This is a genomic window from Streptomyces sp. SPB162 (assembly GCF_029504575.1).
Taxonomy (GTDB): Bacteria; Actinomycetota; Actinomycetes; order Streptomycetales; family Streptomycetaceae; genus Actinacidiphila.
In genome coordinates this window covers 6,160,732-6,182,923 of the sequence record NZ_JAQFII010000001.1, presented here as the reverse complement: position 1 = coordinate 6,182,923, position 22,192 = coordinate 6,160,732, and the positions used below count along the sequence as shown (strand labels likewise).

The window sequence follows — 22,192 nt, the reverse complement described above, 5'->3', positions numbered from 1 at the left end:
TAGTCATCGAGTCGCGTGTCATCCGGGAGAACCGGAGTGCCATTCGGCTGACTCGGGCGCGGGAAGGCCCACCTGGCGGTGAGTGCGGCCGACGTGCGGCCGACGTGCGGCCACGCACCAGCCGTCTCGCTACGCACGGACCATGTGAACTCTCCCAGGAAGAGGAAAAGTTGGTCCAGTCCTCTGGACGTGGTGTGCTCGCGCGCTGCTTGGTACATACCAACTCGGGCCCGAGACGCACGCCCCCCACCACTTCACGCCCGAGGAACTCCGATGCACCTTGCAAAATGGCCGGCTGCCGGCTCCGCGCTCGGCCCGGCACCACCGGTGAATGGGGCGTCTGGCAGGACCTCGGCGCTTGCTGAGCCGCTGACCCGGTCACGTCCTGCGGCCTGGCCCCGCCTCCGGGGCCGGGCCGGCCATCGTCCACGGCCTCGGGAAGGGCGAAAGTGCCGTGACCGGCACATCCTGACACGAGGAGGGGCGGCTGGGGTTCGAGCCGCCCCCTCCGTTCGCGCGAAATGTCAGTGCACGGGCAACGCCCGTGCCGCGGCAGCCTGTTCATCGTCAGCACCTTCGAAGACGCCCTCGCCCGGGGCCTCCGCGCCGGGCTTGCGGCCCAAGATGGTTGAAGGCGAGGTTGAGGACGACCGCGACCAGGCAGCCGGTGCTGATGCCCGAGTCGAGGATGATCTTCATGTGGTCGTTGAAGTGCTCGTAGAAGGTGTGCGAGACGACCGGGATGACGCCGACGCCGACCGAGGTGGCGACGATGAGCAGGTTGTTGCCGTCGGAGAGGTCCGCCTCGGTGAGGGTCTTGATGCCGCTGGCCGCGACCGAGCCGAAGAGCACGATGCCGGCGCCGCCCAGTACCGGCTGCGGTACGAGGGCGATCACGGAGGCCAGCGCCGGACACAGGCCGAGCAGGATGAGGATGCCGCCCGCGGCGGCGACGACGAAGCGGCTGCGGACCTTGGTGATGGCGACGAGGCCGATGTTCTGGGCGAAGGCGCTGGCCATGAAGCCGTTGAAGACCGGGCTCAGGGCCGAGCCGAGGGCGTCGGCGCGGATGCCGGCGGCCAGCATCTTCTCGTCGGCGGGCTTGTCCACGATCTTGCCGAGCGCCAGGATGTCGGCGGTCGACTCCGTCATGCAGACCAGCATGACCACGCACATCGAGATGATGGCCGCGATCTGAAACTCCGGCGCTCCGAAGTGGAACGGGTCGGGGAAGCCGACCAGGCCCGCGTCCTTGATGGGGGTGAAGTCCGACTTGCCCATCGGGATGGCGAGCAGGGTGCCGAGCACCAGGCCGATGAGGATGACGATCTGCTGCAGGAAGCCGGTGAGCACCCGGCGCAGGACCAGGACGATGGTGAGTGTCGCGGCGGCGAGCGCGATGTTGGACACCGACGCGTAGTCCGGGGCGGTCGCCACCCCGCCCTGCGACCAGTTGATGGCGACCGGCAGCAGGGAGAGCCCGATCAAGGTGATCACGGAGCCGGTGACGACGGGCGGGAAGAAGCGGACGAGTTTGCAGAAGTAGGGGGCGAGCAGGAAGCCCAGCACTCCGGCGACGATCACCGCGCCGTAGATGACGGGCAGCGCGTGGCCGGGGGCCGCGGACTTGCCGATGGCGAGCATCGGGGCGACGCCGGCGAACGAGACGCCGTTGACGAAGGGCAGCCGGGCGCCGATCTTCCAGATGCCGAGGGTCTGCAGCAGGGTGGCGAGACCCGCCGTGAAGAGGCTGGCCCCCATGAGGAACGTGATGTCGGCGGTGGAGAGGCCTATGCCCGCACCGACGACAAGGGGCGGCGCCACCACCCCCGCGTACATCGCGGCCACGTGCTGCAGGCCGCTGGTGATGAGTTTGCCCGGGGGCAGCGTCTGGTCCACGGGATGTACCGAATCCGAGTCCACGGATTGAGCGACCACGGTTCCTCCTGTCGGTTACGCGAAGCGCACTGCGGGTTTCAGGGAGGTGCAGGGCCCCTCCTCGCCGAAGGGGGCGAGGAGGGACGGGCCTTGTCCTTGTGTGCTTTTGGGTACACAAAACGCCGCCCCCGGCGATCCGGGACCGACCGTGGTCCACGGGCCGGGGGCGGCGCTGCCGGGTCCGCGCGAGCGCGGGACCGGCGGCCGGTCAGGGGCCGTCCCTCCCTGACCGGTTGCTCTGGGGGTGGGGTCTGGGCCGTGGTGCGAAAGTCCCGCCTGGCCCTAACGGGCGAACGGCGCTCCTTTCGCAACACGCCCTAGGCGAGGCCCGCGATCTTCGCCAGGCGCTGGGCCTGGACGCGGGTCAGGCGCGCGATGGCGTCCTCGTCGACCGTGGTGAGGTGGTTGTTCTCCACCACCGGCTTGCCGTTGATCAGCGACAGGGTGACCGGGGCCGCCGCTCCCATCACCAGCGCGGCGACCGGGTCGGCGATGGACGAGTGGCCGATGCCGTCGAGCTTCCACAGCACGAGGTCGGCGAGCTTGCCGGCCTCGATGGAGCCGATCTGGTCGGCGCGGCCGAGGACCTGCGCGCCGCCGTACGTGCCCAGCCGCAGCGCTTGGCGGGCGTTGAGCGCCCGCTCGCCGCCGCCGAGGCGGTTGATCAGGAGCGCGTTGCGCAGTTCGGTGTGCAGCTCACCCGACTCGTTGGAGGCCGTGCCGTCCACGCCGAGGCCGACCGGCACGCCGGAGGCGAGCATGTCGGGGACGCGGGCGATACCGGCCGCGAGCCGGGCGTTGGAGGAGGGGCAGTGCGCGACGCCGGTCTTCGTGCGGGCGAACGCGGCGATGTCGGAGTCGTTCATGTGGACGCAGTGCGCCATCCACACGTCATCGCCGAGCCAGCCGGTGGACTCGAAGTAGTCCGTGGGCCCCATGCCGAAGAGTTCGTGGCAGAACTTCTCCTCCTCGACCGTCTCCGAGCCGTGGGTGTGCAGTCGGACGCCCTTGCGGCGGGCGAGCAGCGCACCCTCGCGCATCAGGTCGGTGGAGACGGAGAAGGGGGAGCACGGGGCGACCGCGATGTGCAGCATCGAGTCGAACGAGGAGTCGTGATGGGTGTCGATGGCCTCTTCGGTCGCGGCGAGCGCGCCTTCGAGGGTCTCCACGGCGAAGTCCGGCGGCAGCCCGCCGTCGGACTTCCCGCGGTCCATGGAGCCGCGGGCGGCGGTGAAGCGGACGCCCATCTCCTTGGCGGCGCGGATCTCGGCGCCCAGCAGGTCGCCGGAGCCCTTGGGGAAGACGTAGTGGTGGTCCATCGCGGTGGTCACGCCGCCGCGGGCCATCATCGCCAGGGAGCCCTGGGCGGCCGCGTAGACCATCTCCTCGTCGATGCGCGCCCAGGTCGGGTACAGCTCGACGAGCCAGTTGAAGAGGTTGCTGTCCTGGGCGAGGCCCCGGGTCAGCCACTGGTAGAAGTGGTGGTGGGTGTTGACGAGGCCGGGGGTGACCAGATGGCCGGTGCCGTCGACACGGCGGACCACGTTCTCCAGTCCTTGGGGGGCAGCGCCGGCGCCTACCGACTCGATGCGGTTGCCCGCGATGACGACATGGCCCGAGGCGTACTCGGTGTCGTTCGCGTCCACGGTGGCGATAGCGCAGTTCTCGATGACGATGCGCGGTGCTGCCATGGCAGTTCCTCGTGCTTCCTTCTCGATGGACGGGCCCGGGGGTCGAGCGGGGTGACGACCGGGACCGCGGTACTTCCTTGCGCAGATGCCCCCGCTCTCCCCCTGGCCCCCGCACCGGGGTGCGGGGACCGTGACGCCGGCGCGCGCGTCGGGGGACGAGGCAGACGTACTACAGGTTGGTGAGGTCCACGGGGATGCGGGCCTCGACACCGTCACGGAGCACGGTGCCCTCGATCAGGCCGTAGGGCCGGTCGGCGGCGAAGTACACCTCGTTGTCGTTCTTCAGACCGAACGGTTCGAGGTCGACCAGGAAGTGGTGGCTGTTCGGGAGCGAGAAGCGGATCTCGTCGATCTCCGAGCGGCTGTTGATGATGCGTGCGCCCATCTGGTACAGCGTCTGCTGCAGCGAGAGGCTGTAGGTCTCGGCGAACGCCTGGAGCATGTGCTTGCGCGCCTGCTCATAGGACTTCTCCCAGTGGGGCATGCGCTCGTCGTCGCTGGTCCAGTTGTAGCGCCACTTCGCCGACACCTCGGTGCACAGGATGCGGTCGTACGCTTCCTTGAGGGTCGTGTACTTGTCCTTGACGAACCCCCAGAACTCCGAGTTGGTGGAGTTCATGACCTTGAGGTCCTTCAGGCCGGAGATGACCTCCCACCGCTCACCGTCGTAGGTGATCTGGGTGGTGCGCAGCTCCTGGTTGGTGCGGGCGAAGGAGTGGTTGACCTCGTCGGCACCGATGAAGCGGGAGTTGCCGTCGCTGGTCGCGATGCGCTCCCAGCTGTACTCCTCGATCCGGATCCGCGCGATCTTGATCGGCTCCTGGCTGGTCACGAAGTGCCGGGCCAGGTGGATGCCGAACTGCTCGGCCGACTCGATGCCGTGTTCCTTCGCGAAGGCGTACACGGTGTTCTTCGTCGTGTCGGTCGGCAGCACGTTCGCGTTGCTGCCGGAGTAGTGGACCTCCTCCATGTCGCCGGACAGGGCGACGGAGACGTTGAGGTCCTTGATGTGGTGGGTGTCGCCGTCCCGCGTGATCCTGACGACGCGGTTCTCCGCTTTGCCGTACTGGTTCTGGCCGAGAATCGTGGGCATGTCGGTGCTAGCTCCCTCGGTATACGGAGTAGCCGAACGGGTTGAGCAGCAGCGGTACGTGGTAGTGCTCACCCGGCTTGACGGCGAACGTGATCGCCACCTCCGGGAAGAAAGCGCCGCTGTCCCTTGCGCGGGGGGCGTCCTGCTGTTCCTCGGCTGGAATGGTTCGTGCGGTGAAGTACTGCTCGACCGCGAAGTCGAGCCGTACGTGTGTGGTGCCTTCCGGCAGGGGCGGCAGGTCCTTGCAGCGGCCGTCGGCGTCCGTCTTCGACACGCCGTGCGGAGCCCAGAGGTCGTCGACGCCGGTGCGGACCGACAGCTCCACCGGCACGCCCTCGGCGGGGCGGCCGACGCTGGTGTCCAGGATGTGGGTGGACACGGAGGTCTCCGTCATGACGGGTCTCCCTCTTCTGCGAGTTCTGCTGCGAGTTCTTCCGCGAGTTCTTCCGCGAGGCGATTCAGCCGGATGCGGTTGATCTTTCCCAGTTCGGCGCGGACGATCTCGCGTTCGGTGTCCGTGTCGTTGCAGATCCGCTCCTTGAGGGCGGCCAGCATCTGGTCGCCGGTGCGTCCGGTGGCGCAGATCAGGAAGACGTGTCCGTGGGCGTCCTGGTAGGCGAGGTTCAGCTCCAGGAGCTCCTCGCGCACCGATTCCTGGACGCCGGCCTGCTCCCGCTCCGACGTCGGGTCACCCGGCTTGGGGCGGCCGATCGGCGGATGCCCGGCCATCGCCTCGCCGAGGTCGTCGGCGGTCAGTCCCGCCATGGCCGCGTCGCTCGCCGTGAAGAGCGCGTCGAGGTCCGGGTACGGCCGGCCGGCGATCACCGCCGCACCCCACGACCGGCTGGCACACACCTCGTGCAGCAGTCCGGCCGCGTCGGACGCGGTGGCCGAGTTGAGCCGGGCGAGGCCCGGCGAAGCGCTGGAAGTCACAGCCGCAAGCTAAGAGCCGGGATCCGTTCACGTCAACACTTTGTTGAAAACTTCCCGTAACAAAGATGGCCGCGACGTTACGACCGGGGTCGCCCAGCGCTCACTCGCCGGCCTTCGCCGCGTTCTCCCTGTTCAGGTAGTTGTAGACGGTGAAACGGCTCACGCCCAGAGCGGAAGCGACCGTCTCGACCCCGTGCCGCACGGAAAACGCGCCGCGCTCCTCCAGGATCCGGACGACGCCCTGCTTGTCCTTGCGGTTCAGCTCGGACAGCGTGCCGTGCCGGCGCTGGAGGTCGGCCAGAATGTGATCGAGAGAATCGGCCAGATGGGGCAGCCGGACGGCGAGTACCGCCTCGCCCTCCCAGCTGAGCACCACATCGTCCCCACGCGCCTGGTCCGGCGCGATGAGCTCGGCCCCCATGGCGTCCACCAGCGGCTTGACCGCCTCGGCGAACGCGTGCCCCCCGGGTCCCGGTCACTGATCGCCCTCCCCGATGACGCTCACCTGCAGCGAGACCCGGGTGGCGCCCGCGTCGACGGTGCGCCGCAGCAGCTCCGCCACCGCGGCCACCACCGCCTCGGGAGAGCCCTCGGCGGTGTTGCCGAACGGTCCGACGTCCACCGCGTCCAGGTCCGCCGCCCCGACGACCTCCCGGGCGACCAGCGCATGGGCGGGAGCCTCGTCCAGGTCGAACGGTTCCGTGGTGAATTCCAGCCTCAGTTTCACGGGCCCAACCTAACCGGTCGTCCTCAGGCGGCGACATCCGCACTTGACAGCTGACGTGGGGTTCGTTCAGTCTTCCGTTAAGCAGAAACTAACTTCCGCAATACGGAAGGAGCGCAACGCTAGTGAGCCTCTCCGAAGCGCGCTTCGATGTGAACCTCTCGATCCTCTTCACGGAACTCCCGCTCCTGGAGCGCCCCGCGGCAGCCGCCGCGGCCGGCTTCACGGCGGTCGAGCTGTGGTGGGCCCTGGATCGAAACCCCCACCCCCGCCCAGGCCGAACTCGACGCACTGCGCGACGCGCTGAACGACGCCGGCACCCAGCTGGTGGGCCTGAACTTCTACGCCGGGCAGCTGCCGGGCCCCGACCGGGGCGCGCTGTCGATCCCGGGCGAGGAGTCGGACCGCTTCCGCGCGAACATCGAGGTCGCCGCGGAATTCGCCCGGTCGGTCGGGTGCAAGGCGCTCAACGCGCTCTACGGCAACCGGGTCGAGGGCGTGGACCCCGAGGTCCAGGACGCCCTGGCCCTGGAGAACCTGGCCCTGGCGGCCCGCGCCGCCGACCGGGTCGGCGCGATCCTCCTCGTGGAGGCGCTGAACAAGCCCGAGTCGCCGCGGTGCCCGATCGTCAGCGCACCGCGGGCGATCGAGGTCGTCGATCAGGTCAACGCGGCCACCGGGCTGGGCAACGCCAAGTTCCTGATGGACCTGTACCACCTGTCGATGAACGGCGAGGACCTGAACGAGGTCATCGACCGCTACGCCGACAAGACCGGCCACGTGCAGATCGCCGACAACCCGGGCCGTGGCGCTCCGGGCACCGGCACCCTGCCGCTCGACGAGCTCGTGGGCCGCCTGCACAAGGCCGGCTACGACGGCTGGGTCGGCCTGGAGTACAAGCCCACCGGCCCGAGCGCCGACAACTTCCAGTGGCTCTCCGCCCACTGATCCGAAAGGTCGCAGATCATGAGCTCCTCCCTTCCCAAGATCGCTTGGATCGGCCTCGGCATCATGGGCTCCCCCATGGCCGAGAACCTGCTCAAGGCGGGCTACTCCGTCACCGGCTACACCCTTGAGCAGGCCAAGTTGGACCGCCTGGCGGCCAACGGCGGCACTGCCGCGGCCTCCATCGCCGAGGCCGTCAGGGACGCCGACGTCATCATCACGATGGTGCCCGCCTCCCCGCAGGTCGAGGCCATCGCCTACGGCGAGGACGGCATCCTGGAGAACGCGAGGTCCGGCGCGCTCCTGATCGACACCTCCTCGATCACCCCGCAGACCTCCGTGGACCTGGCGAAGGCCGCGTCCGCCAAGGGCATCCGCGTGCTGGACGCCCCGGTGTCCGGCGGCGAGGCCGGCGCCATCGAGGCCGTTCTGTCGATCATGGTCGGCGGCGAGAAGGCCGACTTCGACACCGCGAAGCCGATCCTCGACCGGCTCGGCAAGACGATCGTCCTGTGCGGCCCGCACGGCTCCGGTCAGACGGTCAAGGCCGCCAACCAGCTCATCGTCGCGGTCAACATCCAGGCCTGCGCCGAGGCCGTGGTCTTCCTGGAGAAGTCCGGTGTGGACCTGGAAGCCGCGCTGGAGGTCCTGGGCGGCGGCCTGGCCGGCTCCACCGTACTGACGCGCAAGAAGGACAACTTCCTCAAGCGCGACTTCGCCCCGGGCTTCCGGATCGACCTGCACCACAAGGACATGGGCATCGTCACCGACGCCGCCCGCAACGTCGGCGCGGCCCTGCCCGTCGGCTCCGTCGTCGCCAACCTGGTCGCCTCGCTGCGCGCCCAGGGTGACGGCGGCCTGGACCACTCGGCGCTGCTGCGCGGCGTCGAGCGGCTGTCCGGCCTGCCCGTCAACGACTGACGCGTCCCCCCTCCGGCTCCGGCCGGCCCGCGAGGCCCCGCCTCGCCCCCGATTCCGCCCGGCGGTGCGTGACCTGTCCTGTCGCGCCCAAACGCACCGCCGGGCGGCACCAAACGTCGCACCAGACCTCACGCCGCCAGCGGTTTCAACAAACTGTTGACATCTTTCGGGGCCGGTCCTTACTGTCCGGTCTACCGACCCACACGCTTTCGCTTCCCTTGGTAGTTACGGAAGGCCGCCATGCCCAAGCACACGCTGACAACTGAGTCCGGCGCCCCGGTCGCCGACAACCAGAACTCCGCCTCCGCCGGCGCCGGCGGCCCGTTGCTGATCCAGGACCAGCAGCTCATCGAGAAGCTGGCCCGTTTCAACCGCGAGCGCATCCCGGAGCGCGTCGTGCACGCCCGCGGCTCCGGCGCCTACGGCTACTTCGAGGTCACCGACGATGTCACCGGCTTCACCCGCGCCGACTTCCTCAACACGGTCGGCAAGCGCACCGAGACGTTCATCCGCTTCTCGACCGTCGCGGACAGCCTCGGTGGCGCCGACGCCGTGCGCGACCCGCGCGGCTTCGCGCTGAAGTTCTACACCGAGGAGGGCAACTACGACCTCGTCGGCAACAACACCCCGGTGTTCTTCATCAAGGACCCGATCAAATTCCCGGACTTCATCCACTCGCAGAAGCGCGACCCGTTCACGGGCATCCAGGAAGCCGACAACGTCTGGGACTTCTGGTCGCACTCCCCCGAGGCGACCCACCAGATCACCTGGCTCTTCGGCGACCGCGGCATCCCGGCCTCGTACCGCCACATGAACGGCTTCGGCTCGCACACGTACCAGTGGACGAACGCGCAGGGCGAGGCGTTCTTCGTCAAGTACCACTTCAAGACCAACCAGGGCGTGCGCTCGCTCTCCTCCGAGCAGGCCGCCGAGCAGGTCGGCGCGGACGCCAACAGCCACCAGCGCGACCTCGTGCAGGCCATCGAGCGCGGGGTGAACCCGTCCTGGACACTGCACGTGCAGATCATGCCCGCGGCCGAGGCGGCGGACTATCGCTTCAACCCGTTCGACGTCACCAAGGTGTGGCCGCACGCGGACTACCCGCTGCGGCGCGTGGGCCGGCTCGTGCTGGACCGGAACCCGGACAACGTGTTCCAGGAGGTCGAGCAGGCCGCGTTCTCCCCGAACAACTTCGTGCCCGGCATCGGCCCGTCCCCGGACAAGATGCTCCAGGGCCGGCTCTTCGCCTACGCGGACGCGCAGCGCTACCGCCTGGGCGTCAACCACACCCTGCTGCCGGTCAACGCGCCGAAGGCGACCGAGGCCGTCAACTACGGCCGCGACGGCCTGGCCGCCACCCGCAACGGCAAGCGCGGCCTGAAGAACTACGAGCCCAACTCGTACGAGGGCCCGTCGCAGACCGACCTGGCGCTGTCCGCCCCGCAGGCGGTGTCCGGATACACCGGCACCCACGAGGTCCCGCCGCACGTCAAGGACGACCACTTCTTCCAGGCAGGCGAGCTGTACCGGCTCATGTCGGAGGACGAGAAGTCCCGGCTGGTCGCCAACATCGCCGGGTTCCTCGCGCAGGTCACCCGCGACGACGTGATCGACCGCAATCTGGCCCACTTCCACGCCGCCGACACCGAGTACGGCACGCGCGTCGAAGCGGCGGTCCGCGCCATCCGCGAGGGCTGACCCACGGACCGGCCCGCACCACCGTGAACTTCTGAGGGGTAGGTCACGGTGGGGCGGGCTGCGGGTTCCGCCCGGCGGCGCGACGACTGTCCTGTCGCGCCAACTGCGTCGCCGGGCGGCTCCTATCTCCTGCAAGATGGGGTGATACCCGTTGCCGGAGCCCGCCTTGGAGTTCGAACCATGGCAGAGAGTGTGCCCGTGCGCTGCCCGGCCTGCCGCCGCGAGCACGCGTTCAGCACCACCACCTACCCCTGCGCCTGCGGTACACCGCTGACGCTCCCGCTGCTGCGCGGCGGAGTCCCGGTCGAGATACGGCACCGCTCGTGGGACGACTCCTGGGTGAGCATGCGCTGCCCCGACTGCGGCCGGCGAGACCAGTGGCCGCAGCCCGAGTTCGGCTGCGACTGCGGTTCGGTGATCCGGCTGCCGGTCGACACCGCGGCGCTCGCTCCCCCCGGTCCGGCCACCGCCGCCCTGCGCCCGCTGCCCGCGGTCGCCGGGCCGCCGCCGCCCGCGCGGCGACCGCCGTTCCGCCCCGTCACCATCCGCACCGCGCGTGACGCGCTCACCGCCGCCGCCCAGTACCTGAAGTGGCTCGGCTTCGCCGGCGTCCGAGTCGCCGGCGACCACGCCGCCAACGGCATCGACCTGCGCGGCGACGACCTCGTGGCCCAGATCGACCCGACCACCGAGCCCACCGCGCTGCGCGATATCGAGTGCCTGTGGCTCAACTGCCTCAACGAGGACGCCGTCGGCGCCTTCTTCTCGCTGGCCGGGTACGCGCACGACGCGCGGCTGCGCGCCGACCAGTTGGGCGTCCCGCTGTTCGTGATGGACCTGACCGGCACTCCGCAGCCGGTGAACGACGCGGCCGACTCCCTCATGCGGACGGGCCCCGGAATCACCTGACCCTCCGTGAACGCACTTTTAACGAAAGCGGGTTGCCGGTCGGCAGCCCGCTTTTTCGCGTCCCGAGGAGGTCGAGGGAGGCACTGCCTTGACGAGTCGAAGGCCTCGTTCTAGATTACTTCCATATAGCAGAACTAGACTTCCGCATTGCGGAAACAAATACAACGGAAACCGGGCGCCCTGGCCTCGCAGCAAGAGCCCACCCCGACAGTCCGACCCAGGAGTACGCGATGCCTCGTATGACTGCCGCCCGTGCGGCCGTGGAGATCCTCAAGCTCGAGGGCGTCACCGACGCGTTCGGTGTGCCGGGCGCCGCGATCAACCCCTTCTACGCCGCGCTCAAGGCCGGCGGGGGCATCGACCACACGCTCGCCCGCCACGTCGAGGGCGCGTCCCACATGGCCGAGGGGTACACCCGCGCCAACCCGGGCAACATCGGCGTCTGCATCGGTACGTCCGGCCCGGCCGGCACCGACATGATCACCGGGCTCTACTCGGCGATCGCCGACTCGATCCCGATCCTGTGCATCACCGGCCAGGCCCCGGTCGCGGTGCTCCACAAGGAGGACTTCCAGGCCGTCGACATCGCGTCGATCGCCAAGCCGGTCACCAAGGCCGCCACCACGGTCCTGGAGGCCGCGCAGGTCCCCGGCGTCTTCCAGCAGGCGTTCCACCTGATGCGCTCGGGACGGCCGGGACCGGTCCTCATCGACCTGCCGATCGACGTGCAGCTGACCGAGATCGAGTTCGACCCCGCGACGTACCAGCCGCTGCCCGTCTACAAGCCGGTGGCGTCCCGTGCCCAGATCGAGAAGGCGATCTCCCTGCTGCTCGCGTCCGAGCGCCCGTTGATCGTCGCCGGTGGCGGCATCATCAACGCCGACGCCTCCGAGTTGCTGGTCGAGTTCGCCGAGCTGACCGGCACGCCGGTCATCCCCACCCTGATGGGCTGGGGCATCATCGCCGACGACCACCCGCTGAACGCCGGCATGGTCGGCCTGCAGACCTCGCACCGCTACGGCAACGCGACAATGCTGGAGTCGGACTTCGTCCTGGGCATCGGCAACCGCTGGGCCAACCGCCACACCGGCAAGCTGGACGTCTACACCAAGGGCCGCACGTTCGTCCACGTCGACATCGAGCCCACCCAGATCGGCAAGATCTTCGCGCCGGAGTACGGGATCGCGTCGGACGCCAAGGCCGCGCTGGAACTCTTCGTCGAGGTGGCGAAGGAGCTCAAGGCCGCGGGCCGGCTGCCCGACCGCAGCGAGTGGGCCGCTTCCGCCCAGCACCGCAAGGCCACCCTGCAGCGCCGTACGCACTTCGACAACGTGCCGATCAAGCCGCAGCGCGTCTACGAGGAGATGAACCGCGCCTTCGGGCCGGAGACGCGGTACGTCACCACCATCGGCCTCTCCCAGATCGCCGGCGCCCAGATGCTGCACGTCTACAAGCCGCGGCACTGGATCAACTGCGGCCAGGCCGGCCCGCTCGGCTGGACCATCCCGGCCGCGCTTGGTGTCGCCAAGGCCGACCCCGAGGGCACGGTCGTCGCGCTCTCCGGCGACTACGACTTCCAGTTCATGCTCGAAGAGCTGGCGGTCGGCGCGCAGCACAGGATCCCGTACGTCCACGTCCTGGTGAACAACGCGTACCTGGGCCTGATCCGCCAGGCGCAGCGCAACCTCGACATCAACTTCCAGGTGAACCTGGAGTTCGAGAACATCAACTCCCCCGAGCTGGGTGTCTACGGCGTCGACCACGTCAAGGTCGTCGAGGGCCTGGGCTGCAAGGCGATCCGGGTCACCGAGCCGGACCAGCTGCTGCCCGCTTTCGAGCAGGCCAAGAAGCTGGCCGCGGAGTACCGCGTCCCGGTGGTCGTCGAGGCGATCCTGGAGCGCATCACCAACATCTCGATGAGCGGCAGCGACATCGCCAGCGTCAACGAGTGGGAGGACCTGGCCACCGAGCCGGGCCACGCCCCGACCGCGGTCCTGCCGCTGGTCTGAGCACGCCGCCCCCGCACTGCCCGACCGCGCCCCCCGGCCGACCTGACCACGCCGGGGGGCGCGGTCGTGCCCGGGGTCAGCCGCCCAGCCGGCCGAGGTAGTCGTGCACCGCCCGGACGTCATCGCCCCGGGCGGTGAGCGCGATGTGGCCGTCCGGGCGGACGAGCACCAGGGCGTCGCCGGTGACGCCGTACTCGCGTACCGCGTGCCCCTCGAAATCGTCCAAGGCGCCGGAGTCCGCCCCGATCAGGTAGCTCCACACCGAGTCGCCGTGCCGGTCCGCGGTCTCCCGGAGCGCCGCCGCGCTGCCGGCGCCGAAGCCCAGCAGCGTGAAGTGCGTGCCGCTGAATATCTCGAAGAGCCGGACGGCGGCGCCGTCGGCGTCCCGCAGCGGGGCGTCGGGCGCGCGGTCCCCGGCGCGCAGCACGGCGTCGTCGGCCCGGGCGTCGTGCTCCACGGCCAGCGAACTCCAGCGGTACCCCAGCCCCAGCCCGAGTACGTCGGGCGTGATCACACCTTCCGTGCCGCTGCCCGCTGCCCTGATCGACCGCGAGACCGCGCGCCACCGCTCGCCGCTCGTGTCGATCGTCCACGCGGCGATCGGCAGCCGCTCCTCCTCGTAGGTGTCGAGCAGCCCGTCACCGGCCCGGCCCGCCACCACCAGCGCCAGTTTCCAGCCGAGGTTGTACGCGTCCTGGATGCCGGTGTTCATGCCGAGGCCGCCCGCTATGGAGTGCACATGGGCGGCGTCCCCGGCGAGCAGGACCCGGCCGACGCGGAAACGGTCGGCCATGCGCTCGTTGACGCGGTAGGTGGAGATCCAGTCGGGGTTGGTGAGCTTGATGCCGGGGATCCGTGCGTGCTGGTCGAACAGGCGCTGGAAGCTCTCCAGCGACGCTTCCACCGGCTGTCCCTCCGCGTCCCGCTCGGGGGCCGCCTGGAGCTGGAACACCGAGGTGGCGGGGAGCGGACAGAGCATGATGCCGCCGTCCTCGTCGATCCACTGGTGCCACAGGTCCTGGCTCAGTCCCTCGGCCTCGACGTCGCCGATGACCATCCTCTGCTCCTGCAGCGTCCGGCCCTCGAAGGTGACCGGCAGCGCCTTGCGGATCCCGCTGCGCCCGCCGTCGCAGCCCACCAGGTGGGACACCTCGAGCCGCTCGCCGCCCGCGAGCGTGGCGGTCACGGCGTCGGCGGTCTGCTCGAACCCCGTCAGCTCGGTGCCGAACTCCACGCGCACACCCCACTCGGCGAGCCGGTCCCGCAGCACCCGCTCGACGTTCCACTGCGCGATGAGCAGCCCGCGGACGTACGGGGCGCCGGGCGCCGGCGCGAACTTCGCGAAGGGGTCGGTGTCGGAGACCGGCTCGCCGTTCCGGTACTTGCGGAAGAACAGATCGTCGCGCCCGAGCGCCTGGAGGCGGTCGAGGATCCCCATGCCCTCGAACACCTCCAGACTGCGCGCGTTGAGCCCCTTGCCGCGAGAGCCCCTCTGCGGGGCCGGGGACCTCTCCACGATCCGAACGGCGGCGCCGCGCCGCGCCAGTTCACAGGCCAGCGTCAGCCCGGTCGGTCCCGCTCCCACGATCAGCACGCTGCTCATCGGCAGTCCTCTCCTCGGCACCCGGTCGACGTCCGTAGGGGCGGCGACACCATGAATAGAACCATGACCGAGTCTCATATGCAACCGGGTAACGTTTCTGACCTGATTGCCCTTCGGCTAGGATCAGCGCCATGGACGACAACCGGCCCGGTCCGCCGAGCGGACTGCGGGAGCTGAAGAAGGCCAGGACCCGGCAGAACATCTCCGACACGGCCATCGAGCTGTTCCTCAAGCGCGGGTTCGACCAGGTGCCGGTCGCCGAGATCGCCGCCGCGGCCGAGGTCTCCAAGCCGACGCTCTTCCGGTACTTCCCCGCCAAGGAGGACCTCGCGCTGCACCGGTTCGCCGACCACGAGGGCGAGTTCGCCCGGGTGGTGCGGGACCGCGCCGCGGACCGCGCCCCGCTCACGGCGCTGCACCTGCACTGCGCGGCGGGCCTCGACGCCCGCGATCCGATCAGCGGGCTCAACGACACCCCGGAGGTACTGGCGTACCTCCGGCTGCTCTACTCGGCGCCCAGCCTGGGAGCGCGACTGGCCGAGTACACCGTCCGCGACCAGGAAGCGCTGGCCGAGGCGTTGCGAGAGGCCTCCTCGGCCGCGCCGGACGACCTGCTGCCGCGACTCGCGGCGGCGCAGATCATCTCCGTGCACCGGGTCCTGGCACTGGCCAACTGGCGGAAGCTGGCGGACGGCCGCGCAGCCGACGAGGTGTATCCCGAGGCGGCCGCGGAGCTCGAGCTGGCCTTCGGCCTACTGGGACAGGGCCTGGCCGCCCGCTTCGGATGACCTCTCCCGCACCACGTCCTCGCGCAGCTCGATCTTGCGTATCTTCCCGCTGACCGTCATCGGGAAGGCGTCCAGCAGGCGCAGCCCGCGCGGGATCTTGAAGTGCGCGAGCCGCCCGCGGCAGAAGGCGTCGAGCTCCTCGACGGTGAGCGGCTCCGCGGGGTCGCGCAGGACGACGCAGGCCACGATCTCCTCGCCGTACCGCTCGTCCGGCACCCCGACGACCTGCACGTCGGCGATCTTCGGGTGGGTGTACAGGAACTCCTCGATCTCCCGGGGATAGACGTTCTCCCCACCCCGGATGATCATGTCCTTGATCCTGCCGACGACGGACAGATAGCCGTCGGGCCGCATCACCGCGAGGTCGCCGGTGTGCATCCAGCGCGCGGCGTCGATCGCCTCGGCGGTCCGCTCCGGCTCCTCCCAGTACCCCAGCATCACCGAGTAGCCGCGGGTGCACAGCTCCCCCGTCGTCCCGCGCGGCACGGTCGTGCCGGTCGCCGGATCGACGACCTTCACCTCCAGGTGCGGCAGGACGCGGCCGACGGTGGCGGTGCGGCGCTCCAGATCGTCCTCGCGCCGGGTCTGGGTGGAGACGGGCGACGTCTCCGTCATGCCGTAGGCGATGGACACCTCGGCCATGTGCATCTCGGCGACCACCCGCTTCATCACCTCCACGGAGCACGGCGACCCGGCCATGATGCCGGTGCGCAGCGACGACAGGTCGAAGGTCGCGAAGTCCGGCAGGTCCAGTTCGGCGATGAACATCGTCGGCACGCCGTAGAGCGAGGTGCAGCGCTCCCGCTCGACCGCGTGCAGGGTGGCGACCGGGTCGAAGGCGGGGGCCGGGATGACGATGCAGGCGCCGTGACTGGTGGCGCCCAGGTTGCCCATCACCATGCCGAAGCAGTGGTAGAAGGGGACGGGCAGGCACACCCGGTCGTGCTCGGTGTAGCCGATCATCTCGCCGACGAAGTAGCCGTTGTTGAGGATGTTGTGGTGCGAGAGCGTGGCGCCCTTGGGGAAGCCGGTGGTGCCCGAGGTGTACTGGATGTTGACCGGGTCGTCGCAGCTGTTCGCCGCCTCGCACGCGGCCAGGTGCCCGGCGGGCAGCACGGACCCGCCCGCCAGCAGTTCGTCCCAGCCCGGGTCGCCGATGTACACGACCTCCCGCAGCAGCGGACAGCCGGCGCGCACCTGCTCCGTCATCGCCCGGTAGTCGCTGGCCTTGTACGCGGTCGAGGCGATCAGCACCTCGATGCCGGCCTGCCTGAGGACGAACTCCAGCTCGTGCACCCGGTAGGCCGGGTTGATGTTGACCATGACGGCGCCGAGCCGCGCCGTCGCGTACTGGACGAGCACCCACTCCGCGACAGTTCACCGCCCAGATACCGACCCGGTCGCCCCGGGACACGCCCTTGGCCGCCAGCCCCAGCGCCACCTCGTCGACGGCCCGGCCGAACTCGGTGTAGGTCCAGCGGCGGCCGGTCGGCACGTCCACCAGGGCCTCGCGCGCGGGGTACGCGGCGACGGCCCGGTCCAGGTTGCGGCCGATGGTGTCGCCGAGCAGCGGGGTGGTTCCGGTGCCGCTCGCGTAGGACAGCTCGGCCGGGGATATCCGCTCGGTCGCCGTCATCGGTGGTCCTCCTCGCGGTACTCGGCGCCGCCGTCCCGGGCGGTGGCCTCGCGCAGTTCGATTCGGCGGATCTTGCCGGACACGGTCTTCGGCAGGTCCGCGAACTCCAGACGGCGGATGCGCTGGTACGGGGCGAGCGCCGCGCGGGAGTGCGCGAAGATCGCCTTCGCGGCCTCCGCGCCCGGCTCCCAGCCGGCCGCGAGCACGACGTACGCCTTCGGCACGGCGAGCCGCAGCGGATCGGGTGCCGGGACGACGGCGGCCTCGGCGACCGCCTCGTGCTCCAGCAGCACGCTCTCCAGCTCGAACGGGGAGATCTTGTAGTCCGACGCCTTGAACACGTCGTCGGAGCGGCCGACGTAGGTGATGTAGCCGTCGGCGTCGCGCGAACCGATGTCGCCCGTGCGGTAGTAGCCGCCCGCCATCGCCGCCGCCGTGCGTTCCGCGTCGCCCGCGTAGCCGGTCATCAGACCCACCGGGCGGTGGGTGAGGTCCAGGCAGATCTCGCCCTCGTCGCCCGGCTCGCCGGTGACCGGATCGACGAGCGCGACCACGTAACCGGGGCTCGGACGGCCCATCGAGCCGGTCTTGAGCGGCTGGCCTGGGCTGTTGGCGACCTGCACCGCCGTCTCCGTCTGGCCGAAACCGTCCCGGATGGTGACGCCCCAGGCCCGCCGGACGTGCTCGATGACCTCGGGGTTCAGCGGCTCGCCCGCCGCGACCACCTCGCGCGGCGGGGTGCGCAGCGCGCTGAGGTCCGCCTGGATCAGCATCCGCCACACGGTCGGCGGGGCGCAGAAGCTGGTCACCGCGCAGCGGTCCATCTCCGCCATCAGCCGGGCCGCGTCGAAACGGGTGTAGTTGTGGATGAAGACCGTCGCCTCGGCGTTCCACGGGGCGAAGAGGTTGCTCCAGGCGTGCTTGGCCCAACCGGGTGAGGAGATGTTGAGGTGGACGTCCCCGGGCCGCAGGCCGATCCAGTACATGGTGGCCAGGTGCCCGACCGGGTACGAGATGTGGGTGTGCTCGACGAGCTTGGGCCGGGCGGTGGTGCCGGAGGTGAAGTAGAGCATCAGCGGATCGGCGCCCCGGGTGGGGCCGTCCGGCGTGAAGTCGGCCGGGCTCGCGTACGCCTCCTCGTAGGGGTGCCAGTCCAGCGCCTCGCCGCCGACCACGACGCGGGTGTAGTCCCCCGGTACCTGGTCGAACTTGGCGGTGTCCTCGGCGCGCACCACGACGTGCCGGGCGCCGCCGCGCTCGATGCGGTCCAGCAGGTCGGCGGGGCCGAGCAGCGGAGTGGCGGGGATGACGACGGCCCGCAGTTTCATCGCGGCGAGCGCCGTCTCCCAGAGCTCGACCTGGTTGCCGAGCATGACGACGATCCGGTCACCGGCCCGCACCCCCAGACCCCTGAGGTGGTTGGCGACCCGGTTCGACCGGTCGGCCAGCTCCGCGAAGGAGTGGACGCCTTCCGAGCCGTCCTCCTCCACGATCCACAGCGCGGTGCGGTCGTTGTCCCGGGCGATCTCGTCGAACCAGTCCAGCGCCCAGTTGAAGTACTCGGGCTCGGGCCAGCGGAATCCCGCGTAGGCCTGCGCGTACTCCTCGCGGTACCGCAGCAGGAAGTCCCGGGCCGCCCGGAACTCCGCCGTCGGCCCCTCGGTCCCTCCGGTCGTCGCACCGCTCGCCGTCATGTGCCCTCCTCAGTGCTTGACCGCTGAGTAGCATCGTCCATCCAGTGACCCGGGTCTCACCACCCCCGGACGGGGGTGTCGGGCTGAAGGAGTGACTTCGGGCTGAAGGAGTGACGTGAGCGAAACCGGCGAAGCCGTCGACGTACGGGCGGCCCTGCTGCGCATGCGGCGGTCCGGCGGGCTGCCGGTCGCCTTCGGCGGGCTGCTGACCGGCGGGCGGCAGCTGCGGATCTCGGAGCTGTCGGGCACGGAGACCTCCGCGCTGCGCACCCTGGCGATCACCCCCGGCAACGGGCTGGGCGGAAAGGCCATCGCCCTGTCGCGGCCGTTCTCGGTGACGGACTACCACGCGTCGCGGGTGATCAGCCACGAGTACGACCAGGCCGTGGCCGCCGAGGGCCTGCGGTCCGTCCTGGCGGTGCCGGTGGTCGTCCGCAGCCGGGTGCGCGGGGTGCTGTACGGCGCGCTGCGCCAGCCGATGGCGCTCGGGGACCGGCCGCTGACCGCCGCCGTGGACGCGGCCCGGGAGCTGGAGCAGTCCCTCGCGGTCCGCGACGAGGCGCACCGGCTGCTGGCCCGCTTCCACCAGCCGCGCTCCGTCGACCCGCGGGCCTGGGAGGAGGTCCGCGAGGCGCACGGCGAGCTGCGTGCCCTCGCGCCGCTGATCGCCGACCCCCGGCTGCGGCAGGCGCTGCTGACCGCCTGCGGGCGGATCGCCGCCGCGTCGGGTGCACCGGGGCGGGACGGCGAGGTCTCCGCGGTCCGCGAGCCACTGCCGCCGACGGCGCCGGTCTCCCCGCTCGCGCCGCGTGAGATCGACGTACTGGCGACCGTGGCCTCGGGTGCGACGAACGCGGAGACCGGGCGGCGGCTGGGGCTGCGGCCGGAGACCGTCAAGAGCTACCTGCGCTCCGCGATGCGAAAACTGGGTGCTCACACCCGGCTGGAGGCGGTAGTGTCCGCGCGCCGGGCAGGGCTGCTTCCCTGACCGGATCGGCTCGGATCGGATCGAATCCGCTCGGCTCGGCTCGGCTCGGAGGTAATGGTGATGGTGTCGACCGACCGCCTTCTGGCGTTCGCCGCGGTGTCCGTGCTGCTGGTCCTGATACCGGGCCCCAGCGTGCTGTTCGTCCTCGGCCGGGCCCTCGCCCACGGCCGCCGCACGGCCCTGAGGAGCGTGCTCGGCAACACCCTGGGCTCCTACGTCCTGGTCGTGGCGGTGTCGCTCGGGCTCGGCTCGCTCGTGGCGGGCTCGGCGGCGGTGTTCTTCGCGCTGAAGCTGACAGGCGCCGCGTATCTGATCTTCCTCGGGGTGAAGGCGCTGCGGCACCGCCGCGACCTGACCATGGAGCGGGACGTCCCCGGCACCGCCGCGCGCGGCGGCCTGCGGACCCTGTGGGAGGGGTTCGTCGTCGGAGTGACGAACCCCAAGACGATGGTGTTCTTCGCCGCCGTGCTGCCGCAGTTCGTGGACCGCTCCGCCGGCCGCGTGCACTCGCAACTGCTCGTGCTGGGACTGGTGTTCAGCCTGACCGTGCTGGTCTTCGACAGCCTGTGGGCCCTCACCGCCGCCGCCGCCCGCAGCTGGTTCGCGCGCTCCCCGCGCCGCCTCGCCGCCATCGGCGGCACGGGCGGACTGGCGATGATCGGCCTCGGCGTCACGGTGGCCGTGACGGGCCGGACGGACTGACGGGCCCTTCCCCCGTCGATACCTCGCGTCTCCGCCCATACTGTGCGCGCCGCGTACTTCAACCCTCAACTTCCCTATGCCACGGACATGTTGACGCCTACTGTTGCCCGCAGCACCAGACGTCAAGGAGCCGCGGTGGGCAAGCGCCAATTAGGACAACATCCTCAGTCCCGATACGCACATCTGCTCTCGTCGGAACGCAACGGCAACTACACGGAGTACCGGCCGGCGACCTTCGAGATCCCCGTCGAACGGCCCCCCAAAGGGTGCCAGTCGTGCACCGTCGCCTGTGAGACCTGCCGGACCTCGCTCACGTACACGGTCTTCTCCATCCCCGCGACCAGGGCGCGCCGCTGGGCGTGGCTGCTGACCGCGCTGGCCGGAAGCGCCTCAATGCTGGTCTCGGGGCTCACGATCCAACACCTCGGCGGCCACCACTCCGGCGAGCCGGACGAGAGCCTCAGCGGTCTCCTCGCCCTCGGCTCCGTCGGCGGGTTCATCGTCGCCGCGGTCGGACTCAGCTTCTGGTGGTACGAGGACGGCGTCCGCGGCCCGGGCCGGCTGATGGGCATCGGCGGCCACACGATAAAGCGCTGACGGCAAGGGCGCGCCATCGGCCGTGCCCGGCGCATCCTGTCCACAGACACTGGACGGCCTGCGCCGGCATCCCGGCCGAAGGGGGCGCCACATGAACGCCGCCGCACCGCCCGGCCACCACCCGGGTCGCGATCGGGGGGGGCGGGCGCTCGCCGCGCTGGACTCCAGCCGCGTGCTGCGCACGGTGCGTAACCTGCTGCTGCCGGTGGTCGGCCGGATCCCGGCCTTCCACACCAGGCTCACCAGGGAACTGGCCGAACTCGACTACCGCTGACCACCGCCCGTCCAACCCCTCACACCGCCGGCTGCACGTCCCCCACCATCGAGGACGGGGCGTCGCCGCGGCTCGCCAGGTCGCCGGGGGGGATGCCGGGGTGGTGCCGGGCGGCGGCGTCCGGGCCGGGGGCTCCAGCTTCGCCGAGGGCGAGCCGGGAGACGATGCGGTAGCGGTCGCCGCGGTAGAGGGAGTGGACGTATTCGACCGGGCGGCCGGTGTCGTCCCTGGTGAGACGTTCGAAGAGCAGCGCCGGGGAGAGCAGCGGCACGCCCAGCAGGCGGGCCTCGACCTCGTTGGTGACGGTCGGCTCGATGGACTGGACCGCTTCGTGGATGCGTACCCGGTGCTGGTCGCGCAGGAACTGGTAGAAGTCCCCGGACTCCATGTCCCGCACCCGCAGCCCCGGCACGAGGGCCGCCGGCACGTGCAGGTACTCGATGGCCATCGGCTCACCGTCCACGAGCCGTAGCCGCGCGATGTAGGTGATCTCGGCCGCCGGTGAGATGTGCAGCTTGCGGCCTACCCGCGCGCCCGCCTGCACGGTGGTCAGCTCCAGGACCCGGCTGGACCAGGTGCCCTCCGCCTTCGGCAGCGAGAACGCGTGCTCATCCGCCACCAACTCCTGGGTGATCTTCGTGGGAGCGACGAACATCCCGCGCCCGTGCTCGCGGACGATCAGTCCGGTGTTGACCAGTTCGTCGACCGCGGAGCGCAGCGTGGGGCGGGAGACCGACAGCTGTTCGCACAGCGTCCGCTCCGAGGGGATCGGATCGCCGGGCAGCTGGGATTCGACGAGCTCCAACAGGTAGTCCCGCACCCGTTCCCGCTTGAGCGCCGACCGCGGCGACTCGCTTCCCATGCTCACTCCTCCGCGCCGACCGAGGTCCCGGCCCGGGACGTCCGGGCTGCCGTCCTGTCCAGTCCCCCCTGAAGGCTATCCACATCCTGACCAGTGCGCCAGGGCGGTCGGTTCCCGGCGGGCGGTATCCGTCGGCGACAGCGCCTCAACCCTTTGCCTGCATGACCTCTTGACGGCACTACTGGTC

At 70.4% G+C, this 22,192-nt stretch carries 19 protein-coding genes and 2 pseudogenes; 10 read left to right on the top strand and 11 right to left on the bottom strand.

Annotated elements, in window-relative coordinates:
• Positions 1-567: 567 nt before the first annotated feature.
• The 7 genes from M2266_RS27920 to M2266_RS27890 form a co-directional block, all read right to left on the bottom strand.
• Positions 568-1,938, bottom strand: coding sequence for a nucleobase:cation symporter-2 family protein (locus tag M2266_RS27920; protein ID WP_277440669.1), 1,371 nt, complete (start codon positions 1,936-1,938; stop codon positions 568-570).
• A 317-nt stretch (positions 1,939-2,255) separates the two neighbouring features.
• Entirely contained in the window at positions 2,256-3,629 is a 1,374-nt protein-coding gene (locus tag M2266_RS27915) for an 8-oxoguanine deaminase (protein WP_277440668.1), read from the bottom strand.
• 169 nt (positions 3,630-3,798) lie between these two features.
• Complete coding sequence (gene pucL / locus M2266_RS27910; protein WP_277440667.1) at positions 3,799-4,722, bottom strand: factor-independent urate hydroxylase; 924 nt, start codon at positions 4,720-4,722, stop codon at positions 3,799-3,801.
• A gap of 7 nt (positions 4,723-4,729) precedes the next feature.
• A complete protein-coding gene (uraH, locus tag M2266_RS27905) occupies positions 4,730-5,116 on the bottom strand; it encodes a hydroxyisourate hydrolase (protein ID WP_277440666.1) in 387 nt (128 codons plus the stop codon).
• On the bottom strand, positions 5,113-5,655 hold the full coding sequence (gene uraD / locus M2266_RS27900) for a 2-oxo-4-hydroxy-4-carboxy-5-ureidoimidazoline decarboxylase (protein WP_277440665.1): 543 nt from the start codon (positions 5,653-5,655) through the stop codon (positions 5,113-5,115). The genes uraH and uraD overlap by 4 nt, the downstream gene beginning before the upstream one ends.
• A 100-nt stretch (positions 5,656-5,755) precedes the next feature.
• Positions 5,756-6,076 carry a helix-turn-helix domain-containing protein gene (locus M2266_RS27895; RefSeq protein WP_277440664.1) on the bottom strand — a complete coding sequence of 107 codons (321 nt, stop codon included), beginning with the start codon at positions 6,074-6,076 and terminating at the stop codon, positions 5,756-5,758.
• Between the two features lie 54 nt (positions 6,077-6,130).
• The gene (locus tag M2266_RS27890; RefSeq protein ID WP_269275506.1) at positions 6,131-6,382 is read right to left on the bottom strand and encodes a hypothetical protein; all 252 of its coding nucleotides are present in this window, start codon (positions 6,380-6,382) and stop codon (positions 6,131-6,133) included.
• A gap of 122 nt (positions 6,383-6,504) precedes the next feature.
• Here M2266_RS27890 and M2266_RS27885 point away from each other — a divergent pair.
• From M2266_RS27885 to gcl, 5 genes and pseudogenes are all read left to right on the top strand, one after another.
• Positions 6,505-7,327 (top strand): annotated as a pseudogene (locus tag M2266_RS27885) (TIM barrel protein).
• Between the two features lie 18 nt (positions 7,328-7,345).
• Positions 7,346-8,245 (top strand): 2-hydroxy-3-oxopropionate reductase, encoded by a 900-nt coding sequence (locus M2266_RS27880; RefSeq protein WP_277440663.1) that lies wholly within the window; start codon positions 7,346-7,348, stop codon positions 8,243-8,245.
• Positions 8,246-8,485: 240 nt separating this feature from the next.
• On the top strand, positions 8,486-9,943 hold the full coding sequence (locus tag M2266_RS27875; RefSeq protein WP_277440662.1) for a catalase: 1,458 nt from the start codon (positions 8,486-8,488) through the stop codon (positions 9,941-9,943).
• A 180-nt stretch (positions 9,944-10,123) separates the two neighbouring features.
• Positions 10,124-10,852 carry a hypothetical protein gene (locus tag M2266_RS27870; RefSeq protein WP_277440661.1) on the top strand — a complete coding sequence of 243 codons (729 nt, stop codon included), beginning with the start codon at positions 10,124-10,126 and terminating at the stop codon, positions 10,850-10,852.
• Between the two features lie 230 nt (positions 10,853-11,082).
• Positions 11,083-12,861: a glyoxylate carboligase gene (gcl, locus tag M2266_RS27865; protein WP_277440660.1), complete on the top strand. Its 1,779-nt coding sequence runs from the start codon at positions 11,083-11,085 to the stop codon at positions 12,859-12,861.
• A gap of 76 nt (positions 12,862-12,937) precedes the next feature.
• Here the strand turns inward: gcl and M2266_RS27860 are convergent, their stop codons facing one another.
• On the bottom strand, positions 12,938-14,542 hold the full coding sequence (locus M2266_RS27860; protein ID WP_277440659.1) for an FAD-dependent oxidoreductase: 1,605 nt from the start codon (positions 14,540-14,542) through the stop codon (positions 12,938-12,940).
• A 53-nt stretch (positions 14,543-14,595) separates the two neighbouring features.
• Here M2266_RS27860 and M2266_RS27855 point away from each other — a divergent pair, with 53 nt between their 5' ends.
• Positions 14,596-15,252, top strand: a complete 657-nt coding sequence (locus M2266_RS27855) for a TetR family transcriptional regulator (RefSeq protein ID WP_277440658.1) — start codon at positions 14,596-14,598, stop codon at positions 15,250-15,252.
• Here M2266_RS27855 and M2266_RS27850 read toward each other — a convergent pair.
• Together M2266_RS27850 and M2266_RS27845 are read right to left on the bottom strand one after the other, a co-directional pair.
• Positions 15,217-16,888 (bottom strand): annotated as a pseudogene (locus M2266_RS27850) (AMP-binding protein). The gene M2266_RS27855 and the pseudogene M2266_RS27850 sit on opposite strands and share 36 nt — an antisense overlap.
• The gene (locus tag M2266_RS27845) at positions 16,885-18,582 is read right to left on the bottom strand and encodes an AMP-binding protein (protein WP_277440657.1); all 1,698 of its coding nucleotides are present in this window, start codon (positions 18,580-18,582) and stop codon (positions 16,885-16,887) included. Before M2266_RS27845 ends, M2266_RS27850 begins: the two are co-directional and overlap by 4 nt.
• Positions 18,583-18,697: 115 nt before the next feature.
• Between M2266_RS27845 and M2266_RS27840 the strand changes: the two genes are divergently transcribed.
• From M2266_RS27840 to M2266_RS27825, 4 genes are all read left to right on the top strand, one after another.
• Complete coding sequence (locus M2266_RS27840) at positions 18,698-19,570, top strand: helix-turn-helix transcriptional regulator (protein WP_277440656.1); 873 nt, start codon at positions 18,698-18,700, stop codon at positions 19,568-19,570.
• A 60-nt stretch (positions 19,571-19,630) separates the two neighbouring features.
• Entirely contained in the window at positions 19,631-20,272 is a 642-nt protein-coding gene (locus tag M2266_RS27835; RefSeq protein WP_277440655.1) for a LysE family translocator, read from the top strand.
• 135 nt (positions 20,273-20,407) lie between these two features.
• On the top strand, positions 20,408-20,869 hold the full coding sequence (locus M2266_RS27830) for a hypothetical protein (protein WP_277440654.1): 462 nt from the start codon (positions 20,408-20,410) through the stop codon (positions 20,867-20,869).
• Between the two features lie 91 nt (positions 20,870-20,960).
• Entirely contained in the window at positions 20,961-21,143 is a 183-nt protein-coding gene (locus tag M2266_RS27825; RefSeq protein ID WP_277440653.1) for a hypothetical protein, read from the top strand.
• A 19-nt stretch (positions 21,144-21,162) separates the two neighbouring features.
• Here M2266_RS27825 and M2266_RS27820 read toward each other — a convergent pair whose 3' ends face one another.
• Entirely contained in the window at positions 21,163-22,005 is an 843-nt protein-coding gene (locus tag M2266_RS27820; protein WP_277440652.1) for a GntR family transcriptional regulator, read from the bottom strand.
• Positions 22,006-22,192 lie beyond the last annotated feature (187 nt).

Coding starts and splice junctions, on each gene's coding strand:
- M2266_RS27915 (WP_277440668.1), bottom strand. CDS start 3,629: ATGGCAGCACCGCGCATCGTCATCGAGAACTGCGCTATCGCCACCGTG.
- pucL (WP_277440667.1), bottom strand. CDS start 4,722: ATGCCCACGATTCTCGGCCAGAACCAGTACGGCAAAGCGGAGAACCGC.
- uraH (WP_277440666.1), bottom strand. CDS start 5,116: ATGACGGAGACCTCCGTGTCCACCCACATCCTGGACACCAGCGTCGGC.
- M2266_RS27895 (WP_277440664.1), bottom strand. CDS start 6,076: ATGGGGGCCGAGCTCATCGCGCCGGACCAGGCGCGTGGGGACGATGTG.
- M2266_RS27880 (WP_277440663.1), top strand. CDS start 7,346: ATGAGCTCCTCCCTTCCCAAGATCGCTTGGATCGGCCTCGGCATCATG.
- M2266_RS27875 (WP_277440662.1), top strand. CDS start 8,486: ATGCCCAAGCACACGCTGACAACTGAGTCCGGCGCCCCGGTCGCCGAC.
- M2266_RS27870 (WP_277440661.1), top strand. CDS start 10,124: ATGGCAGAGAGTGTGCCCGTGCGCTGCCCGGCCTGCCGCCGCGAGCAC.
- gcl (WP_277440660.1), top strand. CDS start 11,083: ATGCCTCGTATGACTGCCGCCCGTGCGGCCGTGGAGATCCTCAAGCTC.
- M2266_RS27860 (WP_277440659.1), bottom strand. CDS start 14,542: ATGAGACTCGGTCATGGTTCTATTCATGGTGTCGCCGCCCCTACGGAC.
- M2266_RS27855 (WP_277440658.1), top strand. CDS start 14,596: ATGGACGACAACCGGCCCGGTCCGCCGAGCGGACTGCGGGAGCTGAAG.
- M2266_RS27845 (WP_277440657.1), bottom strand. CDS start 18,582: ATGACGGCGAGCGGTGCGACGACCGGAGGGACCGAGGGGCCGACGGCG.
- M2266_RS27835 (WP_277440655.1), top strand. CDS start 19,631: ATGGTGTCGACCGACCGCCTTCTGGCGTTCGCCGCGGTGTCCGTGCTG.
- M2266_RS27825 (WP_277440653.1), top strand. CDS start 20,961: ATGAACGCCGCCGCACCGCCCGGCCACCACCCGGGTCGCGATCGGGGG.
- M2266_RS27820 (WP_277440652.1), bottom strand. CDS start 22,005: ATGGGAAGCGAGTCGCCGCGGTCGGCGCTCAAGCGGGAACGGGTGCGG.